Origin of the sequence: Micromonospora sp. NPDC005220 (assembly GCF_040607895.1) — a bacterium.
In the GTDB taxonomy this organism is placed as follows: Bacteria; Actinomycetota; Actinomycetes; order Mycobacteriales; family Micromonosporaceae; genus Micromonospora.
This window is the reverse complement of sequence record NZ_JBEXHP010000054.1, coordinates 1-16,204: the sequence shown is the minus strand read 5'-3', so window position 1 is coordinate 16,204 and position 16,204 is coordinate 1. Positions and strand designations below refer to the sequence as shown.

The following is a 16,204-nucleotide window of genomic DNA, read 5'->3' as shown; positions in this document are numbered from 1 at the left end:
CGCTCAGGACGCGAACTCCAGCACCACCTTGATGTCGTCCGGCCCCGCGGTGTACGCGTCGGCGTACCGGTTCGCCGGCACCCGCCGGGTGATCAACGACTCCAGCCAGACCTGGTCGGCGCGGGCGAGGGCCTGCGCGGCCATGTTCCAGTGCCGCCGGTTGGCGTTGACCGATCCGAACACCACGTTGTTCTCCAGCACCAGCTCCCGGTTGAGGGCCCCGGCGTCGAAGTCGATGCTCCGGCCACCGCTGGACACCCCGGCCAGACAGACGATCCCGGTCGGGGCCGCCTTGCACATGACGTCGAGGACCACAGAGGGAGCGCCGGTGCACTCGATGACCACGTCCGGCTCGAAGGGCAGATCGTTGACCGGCACCGTGTGGTAGGTGGCGCCGAGCCCGGCGACCAGCTCCGGCTTCGGCCCTTCGGTGTTGCGGTCCAGCACGTGGACGGCGAGCCCACGCTGGGTGCCGAGCAACGCGGCCAGCAACCCGATCGGCCCGGCTCCGGTCACCAGGACGGTCTGCGGCTGCCACTCGGCCCGGTGCCCGATACGCTCAATGTGGTCCCAGGCCTTCGCCACCACGCTGGTCGGCTCCAGCAGCACGCCGACCTGGGCCAGCGTCGGGTCGAGTGGGACAGCGAACCGTGGCTCGACCCGCCAGCGGTCCCGGGCGAACCCGGGTAGCGCCTTGATGCCGTGCTCGGTGTACTGACCGTTGCGGCACATGTCCCACTCGTCGACCGCGCAGTTCGAGCAGGGCACCGGGTCGGGATGCCGGACGATCCCGGCCACCAGGTCACCGGGTTGCAGGGTGCCGCTGGCATCCTCGATGACCCGGCCCAGCGACTCGTGCCCGATGATCAGGCGGTCCGCCCCCGGCGGCGCCTCGCCGTACGCCCCGGCGATGATCTCGTGGTCGGTGCCGCAGATCCCCACCGCCAGCGCCTCGACCAGGACCGAACCCTCTTCGGCAGCCGGCTCCGGCTGATCCTCGACGAGGTTCAGCGAGTTGGCGACCCCAGGTCTCACCGTCACAGCGCGCACGCCCTCATCCTTCCCCGCCGAGGCGTGCGCCGCGCCCAAAGCCGGCAGATCGCTAGGGATCGGCGGCGGCCAGGCGCGGACCCGGCCGGCACTAGGATCAGCGGCATGACTCCCGAAGAGGTCGGCGCTCGACTGGTCGCGCTGCTCGCGCCGGTTGAGGCGACCCCGTCGGTCTCCGGCGGGCAACGGTTCGCCCGGGCCACCGTCGATGTGCCGCCCGTGGATTGGCTGACCGCGGTCTCCGCCGCCCGTGACGACGCCGAGCTGGCCTGCGACTTCTTCGACTGGCTCTCCGCCGTCGACGAGTTGGCCGAGGGCTTCGACGTGGTGGCGCACCTGTGGTCGACCCGACTGCGCCACGGCGTGCTGCTGCGTACCCGGTTGCCGCGCGACGCGCCCACGGTCGCCTCGGTGGTCGACGTCTTCCCCGGTGCCGCCTGGCACGAGCGGGAGACGCACGAGATGTTCGGCATCGACTTCGCCGGCCACGCGGACCTGCTGCCGCTGCTGCTGCCCCCGGAGTTCGAGGGCCATCCGCTGCGTAAGGAGTTCGTGCTCGCTTCCCGGGTGGCGAAGCCCTGGCCGGGTGCGAAGGAGCCGGGCGAGTCCGAGGCCGGCGGCGGGCGTCGACCGATCCGCCCGCCGGGCGTTCCCGCCCCGGGCGAGTGGGGCCCGACGCCCACCCCGGCCGGCGCCGGTGGTGTGGGGGAGGGCCCGCGCGGCGGCACCCCGGCCAGACCGGCCCGTGAGCGTCCGGCGCGGCCCGCCCCGAGGGCCCGTCCGGCGCGTACTCCCCGGCCTGCCGGCACCGCCGACGACCCGACCCCCGCCGACCAGCCCGCGCCCGGCGTCGGCCCGGCCGATCAGCCTGCGCCCGGCGTCGGCCCGGCCGATCAGCCGGTGTCTGGCGCGGGCCCGGCCGCGTCGGGCGACGAGCCAATCGCGGACCCGCCGGGCCGCGATGACCGGGGCGACCACGACGGGGGTACGGCCTGATGCCGCTCTGGGTGGAACTGCTGATCCGGATCGGCGGCGTGGTGGTCGCGTTCCTCACCCTGCCGTTGCTCGTCGGCCAGGCCGAGCACAAGGTGATGGCGCACATGCAGGGCCGGCTCGGTCCGATGTACGCGGGCGGCTTCCACGGCTGGGCGCAGCTCGTGGCCGACGGGGTCAAGTTCGTGCAGAAGGAGGACATCACGCCGCGCGAGGCGGACCGGGCGGTGTTCCGGCTGGCGCCGGCGGTGGCGCTGGTGCCCTATTTGCTGGTGCTGCTGGTCATTCCGCTCGGTCCGAACGACCTGGTCGGGCAACCGTTGGACATCGGCCTCTTCTTCGTGCTGGCCGTGGTCGGCGTCGGGGTGGTGGCGGTGCTGATGTCGGCCTGGGCGTCGGCCAACAAGTACAGCCTGCTGGGCGGGTTGCGCGGGGCCGCCCAGTTGCTCGGCTACGAGCTGCCTCTGGTGCTGGCCGCCGCGTCGGTGGCGATGGCGGCCGGCACGCTCAGCCTGTCCGGCATCGTCGAGGCGTGGCAGCCGTGGTGGCTGCTCTGGCAGGCGCCCGCGATGATCATCTTCTTCGTCGCCGGGCTGGCCGAGATCCGTCGGCCACCGTTCGACATGCCGGTGGCCGACTCGGAGCTGGTCTTCGGCTACATGACCGAATACACCGGGCTGCGGTTCGCGTTCTTCCTGCTCGCCGAGTACGTCGGCATCGTGGTGATCGCCGCGTTGACCACGGTGCTGTTCCTGGGCGGTTGGCAGGGCCCGTTCGCCGACGACCAGCTCGGCTGGCTCTGGACGCTGCTCAAGATCTTCGCGGTGTCCTTCGTGATCATCTGGCTGCGGGTGTCCTACCCCCGGCTCCGCGAGGACCAACTTCAACGACTCTGCTGGCTGGTCCTGGTGCCGGCGTCCCTCGGGCAACTCGTCCTCACCGCCGCCGTCCGCATCGCCCTTTGACCTCGCGCGACCGTGTCCGGACATCGCGCGACAATGATCGCGCTCGATCCTGGTTGTAGTGGTGTCGGTCGGCGCGGATAGCCACTACAACAATGATCGAGCGCGATCATCCGGCGCGAGGTGGGCCGGATCGCTCAGCGCAGCGCTTCGAGGGGGTCCCGAGAGACGCTTTCGAGCTGATGTCGCAAACGAATCGATGGCGGGCCGGCGCCACCGCGGCGGCCGAGATACCGCCTGATGTCACAAACGATTCAGCTCGAAAGCGTCTCAGGACCGCCTCCAGCGCCGGGTCCGCGGCTGGCGAGCCTGGTGTGCCGCCACCCACGCCCCAAGCCCGCCCACCCACCCCCACGCCCACGCCCGACGCCCGACGCCCAAGATCCGAGCAACTTCCCGGATTTTGCTGCCTCCGACGAGCGGGAGACACCAACAACCCTGATGTTGCGCGGATCTTGGCGACGAGTAGTCGGCGCGGGTGGCCCGCTCAGCGCAGCGGGCGCAGCGGGGTGTGGGCGGGGTCTACCGGCTCGGCTGGGGGTGGGGGTGGGGTGCCGTCGCCGAAGGGGCGGCCGCCGAGCGCTTCCCGGCCGTGCGGGGTGAGCCAGTTGGACAGGTCGGGGCCGAGCGGAACGATCCCGGTCGGGTTGATGTCGCGGTGCACCTGGTAGTAGTGCCGCTTGATGTGGTCGAAGTCGATGGTGTCGCCGAAACCGGGGGTCTGGAACAGGTCCCGGGCGTACGCCCACAGCACCGGCATCTCGCTCAGCTTCTGCCGGTTGCACTTGAAGTGGCCGTGGTAGACCGGGTCGAAGCGGACCAGCGTGGTGAAGAGTCGCACGTCGGCCTCGGTGATGGTGTCGCCGACCAGGTAACGCTGGTCGGTCAACCGCTCGGTGAGCCAGTCCAGCCGGTCGAAGAGCCGGTGGTACGCCTTGTTGTACGCCTCCTGGCTGCCCGCGAACCCGCACCGGTAGACGCCGTTGTTGACGTCCCGGAACACCACGGCGTTCACCTCGTCGATCTGCTCCCGCAGGTGCTCGGGGTAGAGCTGCGGGGCACCCTCGCGGTGGTAGGCGCCCCCACTGGGTGGAGAGGTCCAGGCTCATCTGCGCGTAGTCGTTGGTCACCACCTGCCCGGTCGGCACGTCCACGATCGCCGGCACGGTGATGCCGCGCTCGTAGCCGGGGAAGCGCTTGAAGTACGCCTCCTGGATGCGCTCGATGCCGAGCACCGGGTCCCGGCCGTCCGGGTCGAGGTCGAAGGTCCAGCTCCGGGCGTCGTGGGTCGGGCCGGCCACCGCCATCGAGATGGCGTCCTCCAGACCGAGCAACCGCCGTACGATGATCAGTCGGTTGGCCCACGGGCAGGCCCGGCTGACCGCCAGCCGGTAGCGACCCGGCTCGACCGGGTATCCGTCGCGCCCGTCCTTGGTGATCCGGGTGGCGATGTACCGCTGGTCGCGGGTGAACTCGCCGCCCGGCTCGACGTACTTGCCGCCTTTTTCCTCGCCCACGTCGCCCTCCCGGTCTGGTCGGTGTCTCTACCCAATCCTCGCGGATCTACGGCGCACCGTGGTCTTGGATACCCTGCCGGCATGACGGATGTGGAGGCGGCGGCCCGGCGGTTCATCGCCGATGTGTGGAATGCCCGCCAGGAGGAATCGGCGTACGAGCTGGTCGCCGAGGAGTGCCCGGGGTTGGGCGGCACCGGGCCGGAGGCGACGTTGGCCTGGCACCGCGAGCGCCGGGCGGCCTTCCCGGACCTGCGCTACAAGATCGTGGACGTGGTCGCGGCCGGTGAGCGGGTGGCAGTGCACTGGCGGGCCGCCGGCACCCACGTCGGGCAGTTCGGGCCGGTGCCGCCGACCGGTCAGGTGGTCAGCTACTCGGGGGCGACGTTCCTGCGCTTCGACGCGGCGGGTCGGATCGTCGAGGTGTGGAGCTGCAACGAGCTGTTCCAGTTGCTGCAACAACTCGGCGTCGAGATGCTCCCACCGGCCGTCGTCAGCGGACCCGGGGCGTGATCCGGCTGACCGGCAGATTGATCGGGAACGGCTCGCCGGTGTCGACGAACTTCGTCCACCGCCCGGTCTCGGTGTAGACCTCGTTCACCGCGTCGATCCGGTAGGTCACGACCTCCAGGTCGCCATCCAGGGTCTCGATCCGCCAGTAGTAGGGGATGCCGGCCTGGGCGTACAGCGCCGGCTTCAACACCCGGTCGAATGTCTCGGTGCCCTCTCCGACGACCTCGACGGCGAGCACGACGTCGCGTGGGGCGTACCAGTGCCGGTGCCCGTCGTCGCCTGTGGCGTGGAGGATCACCCCGTCGGGCACGAACGTCCGGCTGTCGCTCACACGCACCTCCAAGCCCGGGACGGCGACGTACTCATCCGGCGACATGTCGTCGAGCGCCGCCATGAGAAGTGCCGTGACCTGCTGGTGCGTGGTTCGCGGAGGCGGCGGCATGATCAAGACGCCGTCGAGCAGCTCCCGGCGGCGATTGTCGTCGGGGAGCCGGTCGAGATCATCGGTGGTCCAGCCGCCATTCGGAGTCTGGAACGTTTCCAACTCGATCGTCATCGATCCTCCCGGCGGTCCGCGCTTTTCACATGCACCCTACGGTCGTCGACCTGTGGGTGGTGGTCGCGCGCGCCGTGGCCACAGGGCAGGATGGTCGACATGAGCGACCCCAGCGAGCGCGGTGCCACCGGCGAACGCGGCCTTCCCGGCGCGGGCCTGGTGAAGGGCCTGGCGGTCACCCTCAAGACGATGACCAGCCGTTCGACCACCCAGCAGTACCCGGACACCGCTCCCGACCTGCCGCCCCGCTCGCGCGGCGTGATCGCCCTGTCCGAGGAGAACTGCACGGTCTGCATGCTCTGCGCCCGCGAGTGTCCGGACTGGTGCATCTACATCGACTCGCACAAGGAGGAGGTGGCGGTGCCCGGCGCCGCCCGCCCCCGCCAGCGCAACGTGCTCGACAAGTTCGACATCGACTTCTCACTCTGCATGTACTGCGGCATCTGCATCGAGGTCTGCCCGTTCGACGCGCTCTACTGGTCACCGGAGTTCGAGTACGCCGAGTACGACATCAAGGATCTGCTGCACGACAAGGACCACCTCGGTCAGTGGATGGCCACCGTCCCGCCGCCGCCCGCGCACGACCCGAACGGCGAGCCGGCCAAGGAGGAGACGTCCGCCGCGCGCAAGGCGTCCGCCGCGCGTCCCGCTCCGCCCGCGGTACGCCCCGGCGCCGACCAGGACCCCGCGTCGTGACCGCCCGAGCGGGAAGGGCGGCCCGGTGACCGGGGCGGATGTGCTGCTGCTCGCCCTCGGCGCGGTGGCGGTCGGCGCCGGCGTGTTGGTGGTGACCACGAAACACCTGGTCCGGGCCGGGCTCTACCTGGTGGTGTGCCTGGGCGCGTTGGCCGGTGACTTCCTGGTGCTCAGCGCCGAGTTGGTGGCCTGGGTGCAGGTGCTGATCTACGTGGGCGCGGTGGTGGTCCTGCTGCTGTTCGCGGTGATGCTGACCCGGGCGCCGATCGGCGCCTCCGACGACCTGGACCGGCCCGGCTGGCCGGCCGCGCTGATCGGTGGCGGCGCCGGGCTGGGGCTGACCGCCCTGCTTGTCGACGCGTACCGCTGGGGCACCGTCACGCTGCCCCGGGCCGGCACCGCCGAGCGGCTGGGTGAGCAGATCTTCCAATCCTGGGTGCTGCCGTTCGAGGTGCTCTCGGTGCTGCTGCTCGCCGCCCTGGTGGGCGCGATCGTGCTGTCCCGGCCGGACATCGGCCGACCAGCCCCGCAACGCGACGGCACGGCAGGCGACCTGGTCGACAGCGAGTCCGGGGGGCGCCGGTGAGGCCGGTCATCCCGTACGTCACCGCCGCGCTGCTGTTCGGCCTCGGCGTGTACGGCGTACTGCGCCGACGCAACGCGGTGCTGGTGCTGATGTCGGTCGAGTTGATGCTCAACGCGGTCAACCTGATCCTGGTCACCGCGGACACCACCGCCCGCGCTGTGCTCCCGCACTCGGGGCAGGTCTTCGCGCTGTTCGTCATCGTCCTCGCCGCCGCCGAGATCGGGGTGGGGTTGGCGATCGTCCTTCAGCTCTACCGGCTGCGGGCGACCGTCGCCGTGGATGACGTGCCGCTGACCGAGTCGCCGGATCCGGTCGGTGGGCGCGAGCCGGCCGTCCTGGACTCGGAGGCGGGCCGGTGACCGGGCTGCTCGGGGCGCTGCTGCCCGCCGTACCCCTGGTGGCCGGGTTGCTCGGTCTGCTGCTGCCACCGGCTCCCCGCGGCGACCGCGCGACCGGCGGCGATCGGACCCGGACGACCGCCGTGACGCTCGGCATCACCGGCGCGGCCGGCGCGTTGGCGTTGGCCGTCGCGCTGCTGCTCACTGTCGACCGGCCGACGGAGACGTCGACCACCTGGGTCGACATCGGCGGGCTGGCGGTGACCCTCGGCGTACGGCTGGACGGCGCCGCCGCGCTGGTGGCGGTCGCGGTCACCGCGGTCGCCCTGGCCGTGCAGGTCTACTCGATCGGCTACCTGCGACGCGGCCCCCACGACGACGTCGACGTCGATCACCGCTATCCGCCCTACGCCGCCCAGATCAGCCTCTTCACCGGGGCCATGCTGCTGGTGGTGGTTGCCGGCGACCTGATCATGCTGTTGGTCGGCTGGGAGGTGATGGGTCTCTGCTCGTACCTGCTCATCGCCCACGACCGCCGACTGGCCGGCGCGCCCGCCGCCGCCATGAAGGCGTTCCTCGTCACCCGGGTCGGTGACGTCGGGTTCCTGCTCGGCATCGCGCTGCTGGGCGTGTCGACGGGCAGCTTCCGGATCGCCGACGTGCTGGCCCACGACCACTCCGGCGCCACGTTGACCGCCGCGGGCCTGCTGCTGCTCGCCGGTGTGGCCGGCAAGAGCGCGCAGTTCCCGCTGCACACCTGGCTGCCGGACGCGATGGCCGGCCCGACCCCGATCTCCGCGCTGATCCACGCCGCGACGATGGTCGCCGCCGGGGTGTACGCCGTGGCCCGGCTCTACCCGCTGTTCACTGCCGCGCCGGTGACGCTGACCGTGCTGGGGGTGCTCGGCGCGATCACGCTGCTGCTCGGCGCGCTCGCCGCGACCGCCCAGGACGACATCAAGCGCGTGCTGGCCTGGTCGACCGTGTCGCAGTTGGGCTACATGACCGGCGCGCTGGCGGTCGGCTCACCGTCGGCCGCACTGTTCCACCTGCTCACCCATGCCGCCTTCAAGGCGCTGCTGTTCCTCGCCGCCGGCGCGGTGATCCACGCCGTCGGCACCACACTGATGTCGGAGATGGGCGGGCTGCGGCGCAGCATGCCGGTGACCTTCTGGTGCACAGTGGTGGGCTTGGGCGCGCTGGCCGGGGTGCCGCCGTTGGCCGGGTTCTGGAGCAAGGACGGCGTACTGACGGTCGCTGAGTCGGCCGCGCTGGACGGCACCGGCCCGGCCCCGTCCTGGGTGGGCTGGATCGTCTGGGTCGCCGGGCTGGTCGGCGTGGCGGTCACCGCCTGGTACGCCGGTCGGCTGCTGCTGCGCGCCTTCTTCGGCGCTTCGCGCCTGCCGCTGATCCAGCCGCACGACCCGCCGGCGGTGCTGCGCTGGCCGGTGCTGTTGCTGGCCGTGCCAGCCGCGCTGCTCGGTCTGGCCGGGTTCGTCGGGGCGTTCGCCGACCGCCTGCGGTTTCCCACCGTCCCGGTGGCGGGCTCCGAGGACGGCCTGGTCCACCTGGGGTCGCAGGTGCTGCTGCCGCTCGCGTTCCTGCTGCTCGGCGCCGGGCTGGTGACGCTGGGCTGGCGGCGCGACAGGGCCGCCGACCCGGCGGCCGCGCTGGGTCCGCTGCGGCCGGTCTTCGCCCGCGCGTTCCGGCTCGACGACGTCCAGCACACAGTTGTCGTACGCCCCGTCCGCGCGCTGGCCAGCGCCGCGCGCGCAACCGACGAGGGGATGGTCGACGGTGCGGTCGAGGGCAGCGGGCGAGCCGCGTCCGGTCTGGGCGCGGGGCTGGCCGCCCTGCACCGCGCGGCGCTGCCCCGAGCCGCCGCCGGCGTACTGGCCGGCGCGCTGTTGGTCGGCCTGGCCGCCGCCCTGATCGGAGGAGTCCGATGAGCCTCGGCCAGGTGTTGCTCGTCGCTGTGCTGGCGCTGCCGGCGCTGGGTGCGGTCGCGGTCGCGGCGACACCCCGGGACCGGGCGGCCCGACTGGTCGGCACTGTCGCGGCGGCGCTGACCCTGCTGGCCGCGGTGCCGCTGGTGTTCGGTGGTCGAGGCTGGGTCGCCTGGTCGTCGGACGCGCCGGCGGTGCGCCCGTGGCACCAACTGGATCTGCCCTGGGTGCCCGGTCTGGAGTTGCGCTTCCACCTCGGCGTCGACGGCATCTCGTGGCCGCTGGTGGTGTTGACCGCGCTGCTCACCCTGCTCTGCTGCGGGTACACGATGTGGCGGGTGCCGGACGGCGGCAGCGGCCGGGCGCTGGTCGCGCTGCTGCTGGTGGTCGAGGTGGGCATCCTGGGCACCTTCCTCGCCCTGGACCTGGTGCTGTTCTTCCTCTTCTTCGAGGTCGTCCTGCTGCCGATGTACGCGATCATCGCCGGCTGGGGTGGTGCGGAGCGGCGTCGGGCGGCCCGGAAGTTCGCGCTCTACACGCTGTTCGGGTCGGTGCTGCTGCTGGTCGGCGTGTACGTCGTGGTCGCCGCCGCCGGCACCGCCGACCTGGTGACGCTGACCGGTGGCGCGGGGATGTCCAGGGGCACCCAGTTGGCCGCGTTCACCCTGCTTGCGCTGGCGTTCGCGGTGAAGAGCCCGCTCTGGCCGTTGCACTCCTGGCTGCCCGACGCGCACACCCAGGCACCCACGGTGGGCAGTGTCGTGTTGGCCGGTGTGCTGCTCAAGATGGGCACGTACGGCCTGATCCGGGTCGCGGTGGGGGTCGCGCCGGAGGGTGCCCGTTGGGCGGCGCCGGTGCTCGGCGTGCTGGCCGTCGCGGCGATCCTGATCGGTTCGCTGGTCTGCCTGGCCCAGTCGGACGTGAAGCGGCTCATCGCGTACTCCAGCGTCGGGCACATGGGCTTCGTGCTGCTGGGCGTCGCCACGCTGACCGCCACCGGCATCCAGGCGGCGTTGATCGGCAACATCGCGCACGGGGTGATCACCGGCCTGCTGTTCTTCCTGGCCGGGGCGGTGAAGGACCGTACCGGCACGGGCACCCTCGCCGAGCTGTCCGGGCTGCGGGAGACCGCGCCCCGGCTGGCGGGTCTGCTGGCGTTCGCGGCGATCGCGTCGCTGGGCCTGCCCGGGCTGGCCGGCTTCTGGGGCGAGGCGTTCGCGGTGGTCGCCGCCGTGCAGGTGGGCGGCCCGCTCTGGACCACCCTCGGGGTGCTGGCGGCGGTCGGCGGGGCGCTCACCGCCGCGTACTTCCTGCGGTTGTTGCGGCAGGTCACGCACAACCGGCCGAGCCCCGCCGTCGGGCAGGTCGGCCCCGGCCTGGCCGGTGCGGAGTGGACCGCGTGGGCGCCGCTGGTGCTGCTCGCGTTGGCCATCGGGCTCGCGCCGACCCTGGTTTTCGGCGTCGCCGAGGCCCCCGTCGACGCCCTGATCGGAGTGGTTTCCCGGTGAGCGCGAGGAGTGCAGCGAAGCGGAGCCCCGCAGTCGCGAACGAAGGTGGGCTCCGGTGAGCGCGAGGAGTGCAGCGCAGCGGAGCCCCGCAGTCGCGAACGAAGGTGGGCTCGGATGAACGTCGTGCAGAGCGTGGACAGCGTCGCGCTGCTGCCGGCCTACCTGGCCGCCGGCACGGCCGTACTCGTGCTCATCACCGATCTGCTGGTGGCCCGGCCACGGGCCACCATCGCGGTGGCCGCGCTCGGCGCGCTCGGCACCGCCGTCGGCTCGGCGCTGGTCGGGGCGGGTGCGGAGCGGCGGACGTTCTGCGTGGGCGCGGACTGCTCGTGGATCTTCGGCGGTCGGGCGGCAGTGGTCGGCGTGGTGGTCGCGCTGCTCACAGTGGGCGTGCTCGGGCTGTCCGTGCCCGCGCTGCGGGCCGGGCGGTCACCGGTCGGGGAGTACGCCTTCCTGCTGGCCTGCTCGATGACCGGCGGCGTGGTGCTCGGCGCGGCCGGTGACCTGATCACGCTGATCGTCGCCCTGGAGACGCTGACCCTGCCGCTGTACGTGCTTGTCGGTCTGCGCCGGGGGAGCCTGGCGAGCGCCGAGGCGGCGTTGACCTTCTTCGTGGTCAGCGTGGTGGCGACGACGCTGACCCTGCTCGGCGCGGCGCTGCTGTACGCGGTGACCGGCCGGCTGCACCTGGACCGGCTCGGCGCGTTCCTCACCGAGCAGCCGGAGCTGCGGGATCTGCCGTTGACCACCGCCGCGGTGGCGGTGCTGCTGGTCGGCCTGGCCTTCAAGGTGGCGGCGGTGCCGTTCCACGCCTGGGCGCCGGCCACCTACGACGGCGCGCCACTGCCGGTGGCCGCGTACCTGTCCACCGCGTCGAAGCTGGGCGGCCTGGTCGCTCTGCTCGCCGTGGTGCAGCGGGCGTTGCCCGCCGATCAGACCGGTCCGGTGCTGGCCCTGCTCGCCGTGCTCACCATGACCGTCGGCAACCTGGTAGCCCTGCGGCAGCGGCGGACCGTCCGGCTGCTCGCCTGGTCGTCAGTCGCGCAGGCCGGGTACATCCTCGCCCCGCTGGGAGCGTTGGCGCTGGCCGCCGGGCGCACCGACGAGGCACTGTCCGCCGCGTACGCGGCCGCCGTGGCGTACGCCGTCTTCTTCGTGGTGTTGGAGTTGGCCGCCTTCGCCGGAGTGACGGCCCTGCGGCCGGCGGGCGCGGACGGCGGCACGTTGGACGACCTGCGCGGGGCGGCCCGCCGGCATCCGTGGCGGGCCGTGGCCCTCGGTCTCGCGCTGGTGGGTCTGGCTGGTCTGCCGCCGGGCCTGGCCGGCCTGTTCGCGAAGGTGACAGTGGTACGGGCGCTGCTGGACGGCGGCGCGGCCTGGTTGGCGCTGGTGGTGGCGCTGAACGCCGTGATCGGGCTCGCCTACTACCTGCGGGTGACCGCCGCGCTCTGGGCGCCGACGCCCCTGGCCGTCCCGAATGGCGGCGGCGCTGCGGCCGTACCTCTGGGGGGTGTGGTGGCTCTGGTGCTGGCGGTGGCGACGGTGGCCGCCGTGGTGCTCGGCGTCGCGCCGCAGCTGGTGCTCGACCTGGCCGGCCGCTGACCCGACCTGACCTGCGGCGCAATCTCAGTCAACTCTCAGCGTTGTAACGGATGGTTGACGGGTACCGGGTTGTTACACCGGTCAGCGGATCCCGGCGATCCGTGCACCGAAGGAGACATCGTGCACCACAACCGTCTGAAGACCGCAGCGCTGCTTGGCCTGCTCAGCGCCCTGATCCTGGCGGTGGGCTACTGGTTCGGCGGCAGCGGCGGCTTGGTCATCGCCGTCCTCGTGTCTCTGGTCATGAACGGCGTTTCCTACTTCTACTCCGACAAGCTCGCACTGCGCTCGATGGGGGCGCAACCGGTCACCGAGGCACAGTTCCCTGAGCTGTACCGGATGGTCCGGGAGCTGGCCACCGACGCTCGGCAGCCGATGCCGCGGCTCTACGTGAGCCCGACCGCGCAGCCCAACGCGTTCGCCACCGGTCGCAACCCGCAGCACGCGGCCGTCTGCGTGACCCAGGGCATCACCGAGGTCCTCGACTACCGTGAGCTGCGCGGCGTGATCGGGCACGAGCTGTCCCACGTCTACAACCGGGACATCCTGATCTCCAGCGTGGCGGCCGGCCTGGCCAGCATCATCACCCTGCTGGCGAACCTCGCCTTCTTCATCCCGCTGGGCGGCGGGGACGACGAGGACCGGCCCAACCCGGCCGTGCTGCTGCTCACCCTGATCCTGGGCCCGATCGCGGCCGCGGTGATCCAGTTGGCGATCAGCCGGAGCCGCGAGTTCCAGGCAGACGCGTCCGGCGCCCAGCTGAGCCGCGACCCGCTGGCCCTGGCCAGCGCGCTCCGCAAGATCGACGCGGTGGCCAGCCGTCGGCCGTTGCCGGCCCAGGGCCAGCTCACCAGCACCGCCCACCTCATGATCGCCAACCCGTTCCGGGGCGGCGGCATGGCCGCGCTCTTCTCCACGCACCCGAAGATGGAGGACCGCGTCGCCCGGCTGGAGCAGATGGCCCGCAACTCGGGGCCGGTGCAGTTCCAGCGCTGATCCGCTGAATCACCGCCTCCGCCCGTACCCGGCCGCACCGGGTACGGGCGGAGTGCTGTATTTCCGTTGTCTACCCGCCAGGCGGTGGCGTTAGGGTCATAACGGCTCACGCTCATTACATCCTCGGAGGTTCCACGGTGACCGCGCTGCGTCAGTACCTGGGTGTCTGGCGGATCCCCGGCGCCCCCATGCTGCTGATCACCGGCATCATCGGGCGACTCGGAATCGGCATGACCCCGCTGGCGCTGCTCCTGGTGGTCGAGCAGGTGACCGGGCGCTACTCCCTGGCCGCCATCGCGGGCGGCATCTACGCCCTCGCCGGTGCCGCGCTCAGCCCGATAGCCGGACGGATCGCCGACCGGGTCGGCCCCAGCCCCGTCCTGCTGCTCACCGCCGTGGCACACCCGCTGGCGCTCATCGGGTTGCTGCTGGCCAGCCGCTCCGGCGACGACGCCCTCCCGATCATCTACCTCGCCGCGGGCGTGGCCGGCGCCACCTACCCGCCGCTCACCGCCGCCATCCGAGGCGCCTGGAACGACCTGACCAGCCCCAGTTCCGGCCGATACCCGCTCCGCAACACCGCGCTGGCCGCCGAGACCACGCTCTTCGAAATCGTCTTCGTGCTCGGCCCGCTGCTCGTCGCCGGCTTCGTACTCGTCGCGGACGCGGCGGCCGCGCTGATCGGTGCGGCAGTGGTCACCCTGGTCGGCACGACAGCCGTGGCCCTCGGCCGGGTCATGCGCGGCTGGCGTCCGCACCCGCGGGAGCACCACGCCCGCGGGCTCGGCCCGCTCCGGGTCCCCGGCTTCCCGGCCCTGCTGATCTGCGTGGCCGGCCTGGGCATCGCGTTCGGGGCCGCCGGGGTGATCGTGCCGGCGTTCGCGAACGACCACGCCACCGCCGACCCGGAGAGCCTCGCCGGGGTGCTGCTCGCGGTCTGGGGAGTCGGCAGCGCCATCGGTGGGCTCTGGTTCGGCGTCCGCAAGCCAGCGCCGAACATGACCCGGCAGTTCGCCCTGCTGCTCGCCGCGCTGGCCGCCACCTTCGCCGTGTTCGCGGTGATGCCCACCCCACTGGCGCTGGGTGTCGCGCTGGTCGCCGGCGGGGCCACCATCGCACCCGCGCTGACCCTGGAGAACACCCTGGTCGGCCGGATCGCCCCGACCGGCATGTTGAACGAGGCGTACACCTGGGTGGTCACCGTCGCGGTGGCGTCGAGCGCCGCCGGCGGCTCGGTGGCCGGCGTGATCGTGGATCACGCCGGCGGCGTGCGCTGGGCGTTCCTGTTCGCCGGGGCCGCAGTCGCCATCGGGGCCGCGGTCGCCGCACTGCCCGCCGGGCCCATCGCCCGCGCCGAAACCACAGCGGTACGCACCGAACAACCCGTCACCGTCTGACCGCGTGGCTCGATCGGCCCGCGCCTCGCGCGGCGTCTCGGGTCGGTCCGTGGCCTTGGTCGGTCCGTGGCCTTGGTCGGTCCGTGGCCTTGGTCGGCCCGTGCCCTGTCGGGTTTTCCTTGATCGACTCGGTTTCCTGAAAGTCGCGGTGTCCCAGTCGCCCGGATGCCCCGACTTTCAGGAACCCGAGTCGATCTCCGCCGGGCGCACTACGTCCGGGGACCGATCGCTGTTGGGTCGGGGTGGGCGGCCCTCAGCGGTAGTTGTTGAACTGGAGGGCGACGCCGAAGTCCTCGCCCTTGAGCAGCGAGATGACGGCCTGGAGGTCGTCGCGCTTCTTGCCGGTCACGCGCAGTTGGTCACCCTGGATCTGCGCCTGCACGCCCTTGGGGCCCTCTTCGCGGATCTTCTTGCTGATCGCCTTGGCCTTGTCCGTCTCGATGCCCTGGATCACCTTGCAGTCGATCTTGAAGATCTTGCCGGACGGGCGCGGCTCCCCAGCATCCAGCGACTTCAGCGAGATGTTCCGCTTGACGAGCTTCTCCTTGAACACGTCCAGTGCGGCGCGGACGCGCTCCTCGGTCTCCGCCTGAAGGCTGATCGCCTCCTCGCCAGACCAGGAGATCTCAGCGCCGGTGCCGCGGAAGTCGAACCGCGTCGCAAGCTCCTTCTCCGCCTGCCGAAGGGCGTTGTCGACCTCCTGACGGTCAACCTTGCTCACGATGTCGAACGACGGGTTCGCTGCCATGTTTCTGCTCCTGCTGTCCGGCGGTCTGGGCTTGCCGTCGGCCGCCGACCAGCGGCACGACCCCCTGACCGTACCCGGTTGCACCGGTACCGGGGGGAGCCGCTATTCTTGCTTCCGCCGCCGCGTTGCGACGCGGTGGGGTGCCCTGGCGGGTTGCCCGAGCGGCCAATGGGAGCGGACTGTAAATCCGTCGCGAAAGCTTCAGAGGTTCGAATCCTCTACCCGCCACCAGGTGCAGACGCGGCCCCTGACCAGCAGAGATGCTGATCGGGGGCCGTTGTCGTTGGTCTGGTCGGGTCCGGCTGAGTCCAGGCGTTGACGACTGGTTGTGGGCAGATGGTGGGCAGGTTGATCTTGCCCTTCAGGGCTTTCTGAGGCCGGGAACGCTGGGGTTGGTCTGGTTCGGCCTGGCGGAGTCCGTGCGTGTACGAGTGGCTGAGGGCTCCCGAGCGAGCCGTCGCCGGCTGTGGGAGAGGGATCGTGGGCAAGTCAGTCCAGGGGTTGGACTGGCGCGGCAGTCGGAAGCCCTGACCGCCGATGGCGCCGACCGCTTCGGCTTCCGTACCGCCTGGCCGTGACCGTGCCGCCGGCCGGGTCAACAGACTCGGGGCGGCGCTCCGGCGGCACTCGGTGGCTCTCCGCCCCGGCGCCGGAGGCGGCCGGGGCGGCCTGCCGCCGGCCGGGTTACCGCCCCGGGGGGGGGGGGGGGGGGGGGGCGGGGGGGGGGGGGCGGGGGGGAGCCGAGCGCGCCGCGGGGGGTGTTGGTGGTTGGGGGAGTCGGGGAGGGGTGGTGGTGTGG

The 16,204-nt window shown here is 72.0% G+C and carries 13 protein-coding genes, 1 tRNA gene and 2 pseudogenes; 12 read left to right on the top strand and 4 right to left on the bottom strand.

Features of this window, described 5'->3' with window-relative positions:
- Nucleotides 1-3: 3 nt before the first annotated feature.
- Nucleotides 4-1,050 (bottom strand): glucose 1-dehydrogenase, encoded by a 1,047-nt coding sequence (locus tag ABZU52_RS20085; protein WP_354972516.1) that lies wholly within the window; start codon nt 1,048-1,050, stop codon nt 4-6.
- A 105-nt stretch (nt 1,051-1,155) separates the two neighbouring features.
- Here ABZU52_RS20085 and ABZU52_RS20080 point away from each other — a divergent pair.
- Together ABZU52_RS20080 and ABZU52_RS20075 are read left to right on the top strand one after the other, a co-directional pair.
- Nucleotides 1,156-1,734: pseudogene (locus ABZU52_RS20080) on the top strand (NADH-quinone oxidoreductase subunit C); the annotation flags it as partial.
- Between the two features lie 311 nt (nt 1,735-2,045).
- Nucleotides 2,046-3,008 (top strand): complex I subunit 1 family protein, encoded by a 963-nt coding sequence (locus ABZU52_RS20075; protein WP_354972515.1) that lies wholly within the window; start codon nt 2,046-2,048, stop codon nt 3,006-3,008.
- A 484-nt stretch (nt 3,009-3,492) separates the two neighbouring features.
- On the opposite strand, the pseudogene ABZU52_RS20070 reads toward ABZU52_RS20075, so the two are convergent.
- Nucleotides 3,493-4,522: pseudogene (locus tag ABZU52_RS20070) on the bottom strand (glutathione S-transferase C-terminal domain-containing protein).
- Between the two features lie 81 nt (nt 4,523-4,603).
- Here ABZU52_RS20070 and ABZU52_RS20065 point away from each other — a divergent pair.
- The gene (locus ABZU52_RS20065) at nt 4,604-5,032 is read left to right on the top strand and encodes an ester cyclase (protein WP_124858751.1); all 429 of its coding nucleotides are present in this window, start codon (nt 4,604-4,606) and stop codon (nt 5,030-5,032) included.
- Here ABZU52_RS20065 and ABZU52_RS20060 read toward each other — a convergent pair.
- Nucleotides 5,013-5,588, bottom strand: coding sequence for a Uma2 family endonuclease (locus tag ABZU52_RS20060; protein WP_354972514.1), 576 nt, complete (start codon nt 5,586-5,588; stop codon nt 5,013-5,015). The genes ABZU52_RS20065 and ABZU52_RS20060 overlap by 20 nt on opposite strands.
- 90 nt (nt 5,589-5,678) lie before the next feature.
- Here ABZU52_RS20060 and ABZU52_RS20055 point away from each other — a divergent pair, with 90 nt between their 5' ends.
- The 8 genes from ABZU52_RS20055 to ABZU52_RS20020 all read left to right on the top strand — a co-directional run bounded on the left by ABZU52_RS20055 (nt 5,679) and on the right by ABZU52_RS20020 (nt 14,657).
- A complete protein-coding gene (locus ABZU52_RS20055) occupies nt 5,679-6,284 on the top strand; it encodes an NADH-quinone oxidoreductase subunit I (RefSeq protein WP_354972513.1) in 606 nt (201 codons plus the stop codon).
- A 25-nt stretch (nt 6,285-6,309) separates the two neighbouring features.
- Complete coding sequence (locus ABZU52_RS20050; protein ID WP_354972512.1) at nt 6,310-6,870, top strand: NADH-quinone oxidoreductase subunit J; 561 nt, start codon at nt 6,310-6,312, stop codon at nt 6,868-6,870.
- Entirely contained in the window at nt 6,867-7,229 is a 363-nt protein-coding gene (gene nuoK / locus ABZU52_RS20045) for an NADH-quinone oxidoreductase subunit NuoK (RefSeq protein WP_124774535.1), read from the top strand. Before ABZU52_RS20050 ends, nuoK begins: the two co-directional genes overlap by 4 nt.
- Nucleotides 7,226-9,157, top strand: a complete 1,932-nt coding sequence (locus ABZU52_RS20040) for an NADH-quinone oxidoreductase subunit L (protein ID WP_354972511.1) — start codon at nt 7,226-7,228, stop codon at nt 9,155-9,157. The genes nuoK and ABZU52_RS20040 overlap by 4 nt, the downstream gene beginning before the upstream one ends.
- Nucleotides 9,154-10,662 (top strand): NADH-quinone oxidoreductase subunit M, encoded by a 1,509-nt coding sequence (locus ABZU52_RS20035; RefSeq protein ID WP_354972510.1) that lies wholly within the window; start codon nt 9,154-9,156, stop codon nt 10,660-10,662. The genes ABZU52_RS20040 and ABZU52_RS20035 overlap by 4 nt, the downstream gene beginning before the upstream one ends.
- Nucleotides 10,663-10,776: 114 nt before the next feature.
- Nucleotides 10,777-12,264, top strand: a complete 1,488-nt coding sequence (locus ABZU52_RS20030; RefSeq protein ID WP_354972509.1) for a proton-conducting transporter membrane subunit — start codon at nt 10,777-10,779, stop codon at nt 12,262-12,264.
- 120 nt (nt 12,265-12,384) lie between these two features.
- Nucleotides 12,385-13,260 (top strand): zinc metalloprotease HtpX, encoded by an 876-nt coding sequence (gene htpX, locus ABZU52_RS20025; protein ID WP_354972508.1) that lies wholly within the window; start codon nt 12,385-12,387, stop codon nt 13,258-13,260.
- 137 nt (nt 13,261-13,397) lie between these two features.
- A complete protein-coding gene (locus tag ABZU52_RS20020; protein WP_354972507.1) occupies nt 13,398-14,657 on the top strand; it encodes an MFS transporter in 1,260 nt (419 codons plus the stop codon).
- A 253-nt stretch (nt 14,658-14,910) separates the two neighbouring features.
- On the opposite strand, the gene ABZU52_RS20015 is transcribed toward ABZU52_RS20020, so the two are convergent.
- Complete coding sequence (locus ABZU52_RS20015; protein WP_354972506.1) at nt 14,911-15,405, bottom strand: YajQ family cyclic di-GMP-binding protein; 495 nt, start codon at nt 15,403-15,405, stop codon at nt 14,911-14,913.
- A 147-nt stretch (nt 15,406-15,552) separates the two neighbouring features.
- Here ABZU52_RS20015 and ABZU52_RS20010 point away from each other — a divergent pair.
- Nucleotides 15,553-15,636, top strand: a tRNA-Tyr gene (locus tag ABZU52_RS20010).
- Nucleotides 15,637-16,204 lie beyond the last annotated feature (568 nt).

Coding starts and splice junctions, on each gene's coding strand:
- ABZU52_RS20065 (WP_124858751.1), top strand. CDS start 4,604: ATGACGGATGTGGAGGCGGCGGCCCGGCGGTTCATCGCCGATGTGTGG.
- ABZU52_RS20030 (WP_354972509.1), top strand. CDS start 10,777: ATGAACGTCGTGCAGAGCGTGGACAGCGTCGCGCTGCTGCCGGCCTAC.
- ABZU52_RS20075 (WP_354972515.1), top strand. CDS start 2,046: ATGCCGCTCTGGGTGGAACTGCTGATCCGGATCGGCGGCGTGGTGGTC.
- ABZU52_RS20035 (WP_354972510.1), top strand. CDS start 9,154: ATGAGCCTCGGCCAGGTGTTGCTCGTCGCTGTGCTGGCGCTGCCGGCG.
- ABZU52_RS20060 (WP_354972514.1), bottom strand. CDS start 5,588: ATGACGATCGAGTTGGAAACGTTCCAGACTCCGAATGGCGGCTGGACC.
- ABZU52_RS20055 (WP_354972513.1), top strand. CDS start 5,679: ATGGTCGACATGAGCGACCCCAGCGAGCGCGGTGCCACCGGCGAACGC.
- ABZU52_RS20015 (WP_354972506.1), bottom strand. CDS start 15,405: ATGGCAGCGAACCCGTCGTTCGACATCGTGAGCAAGGTTGACCGTCAG.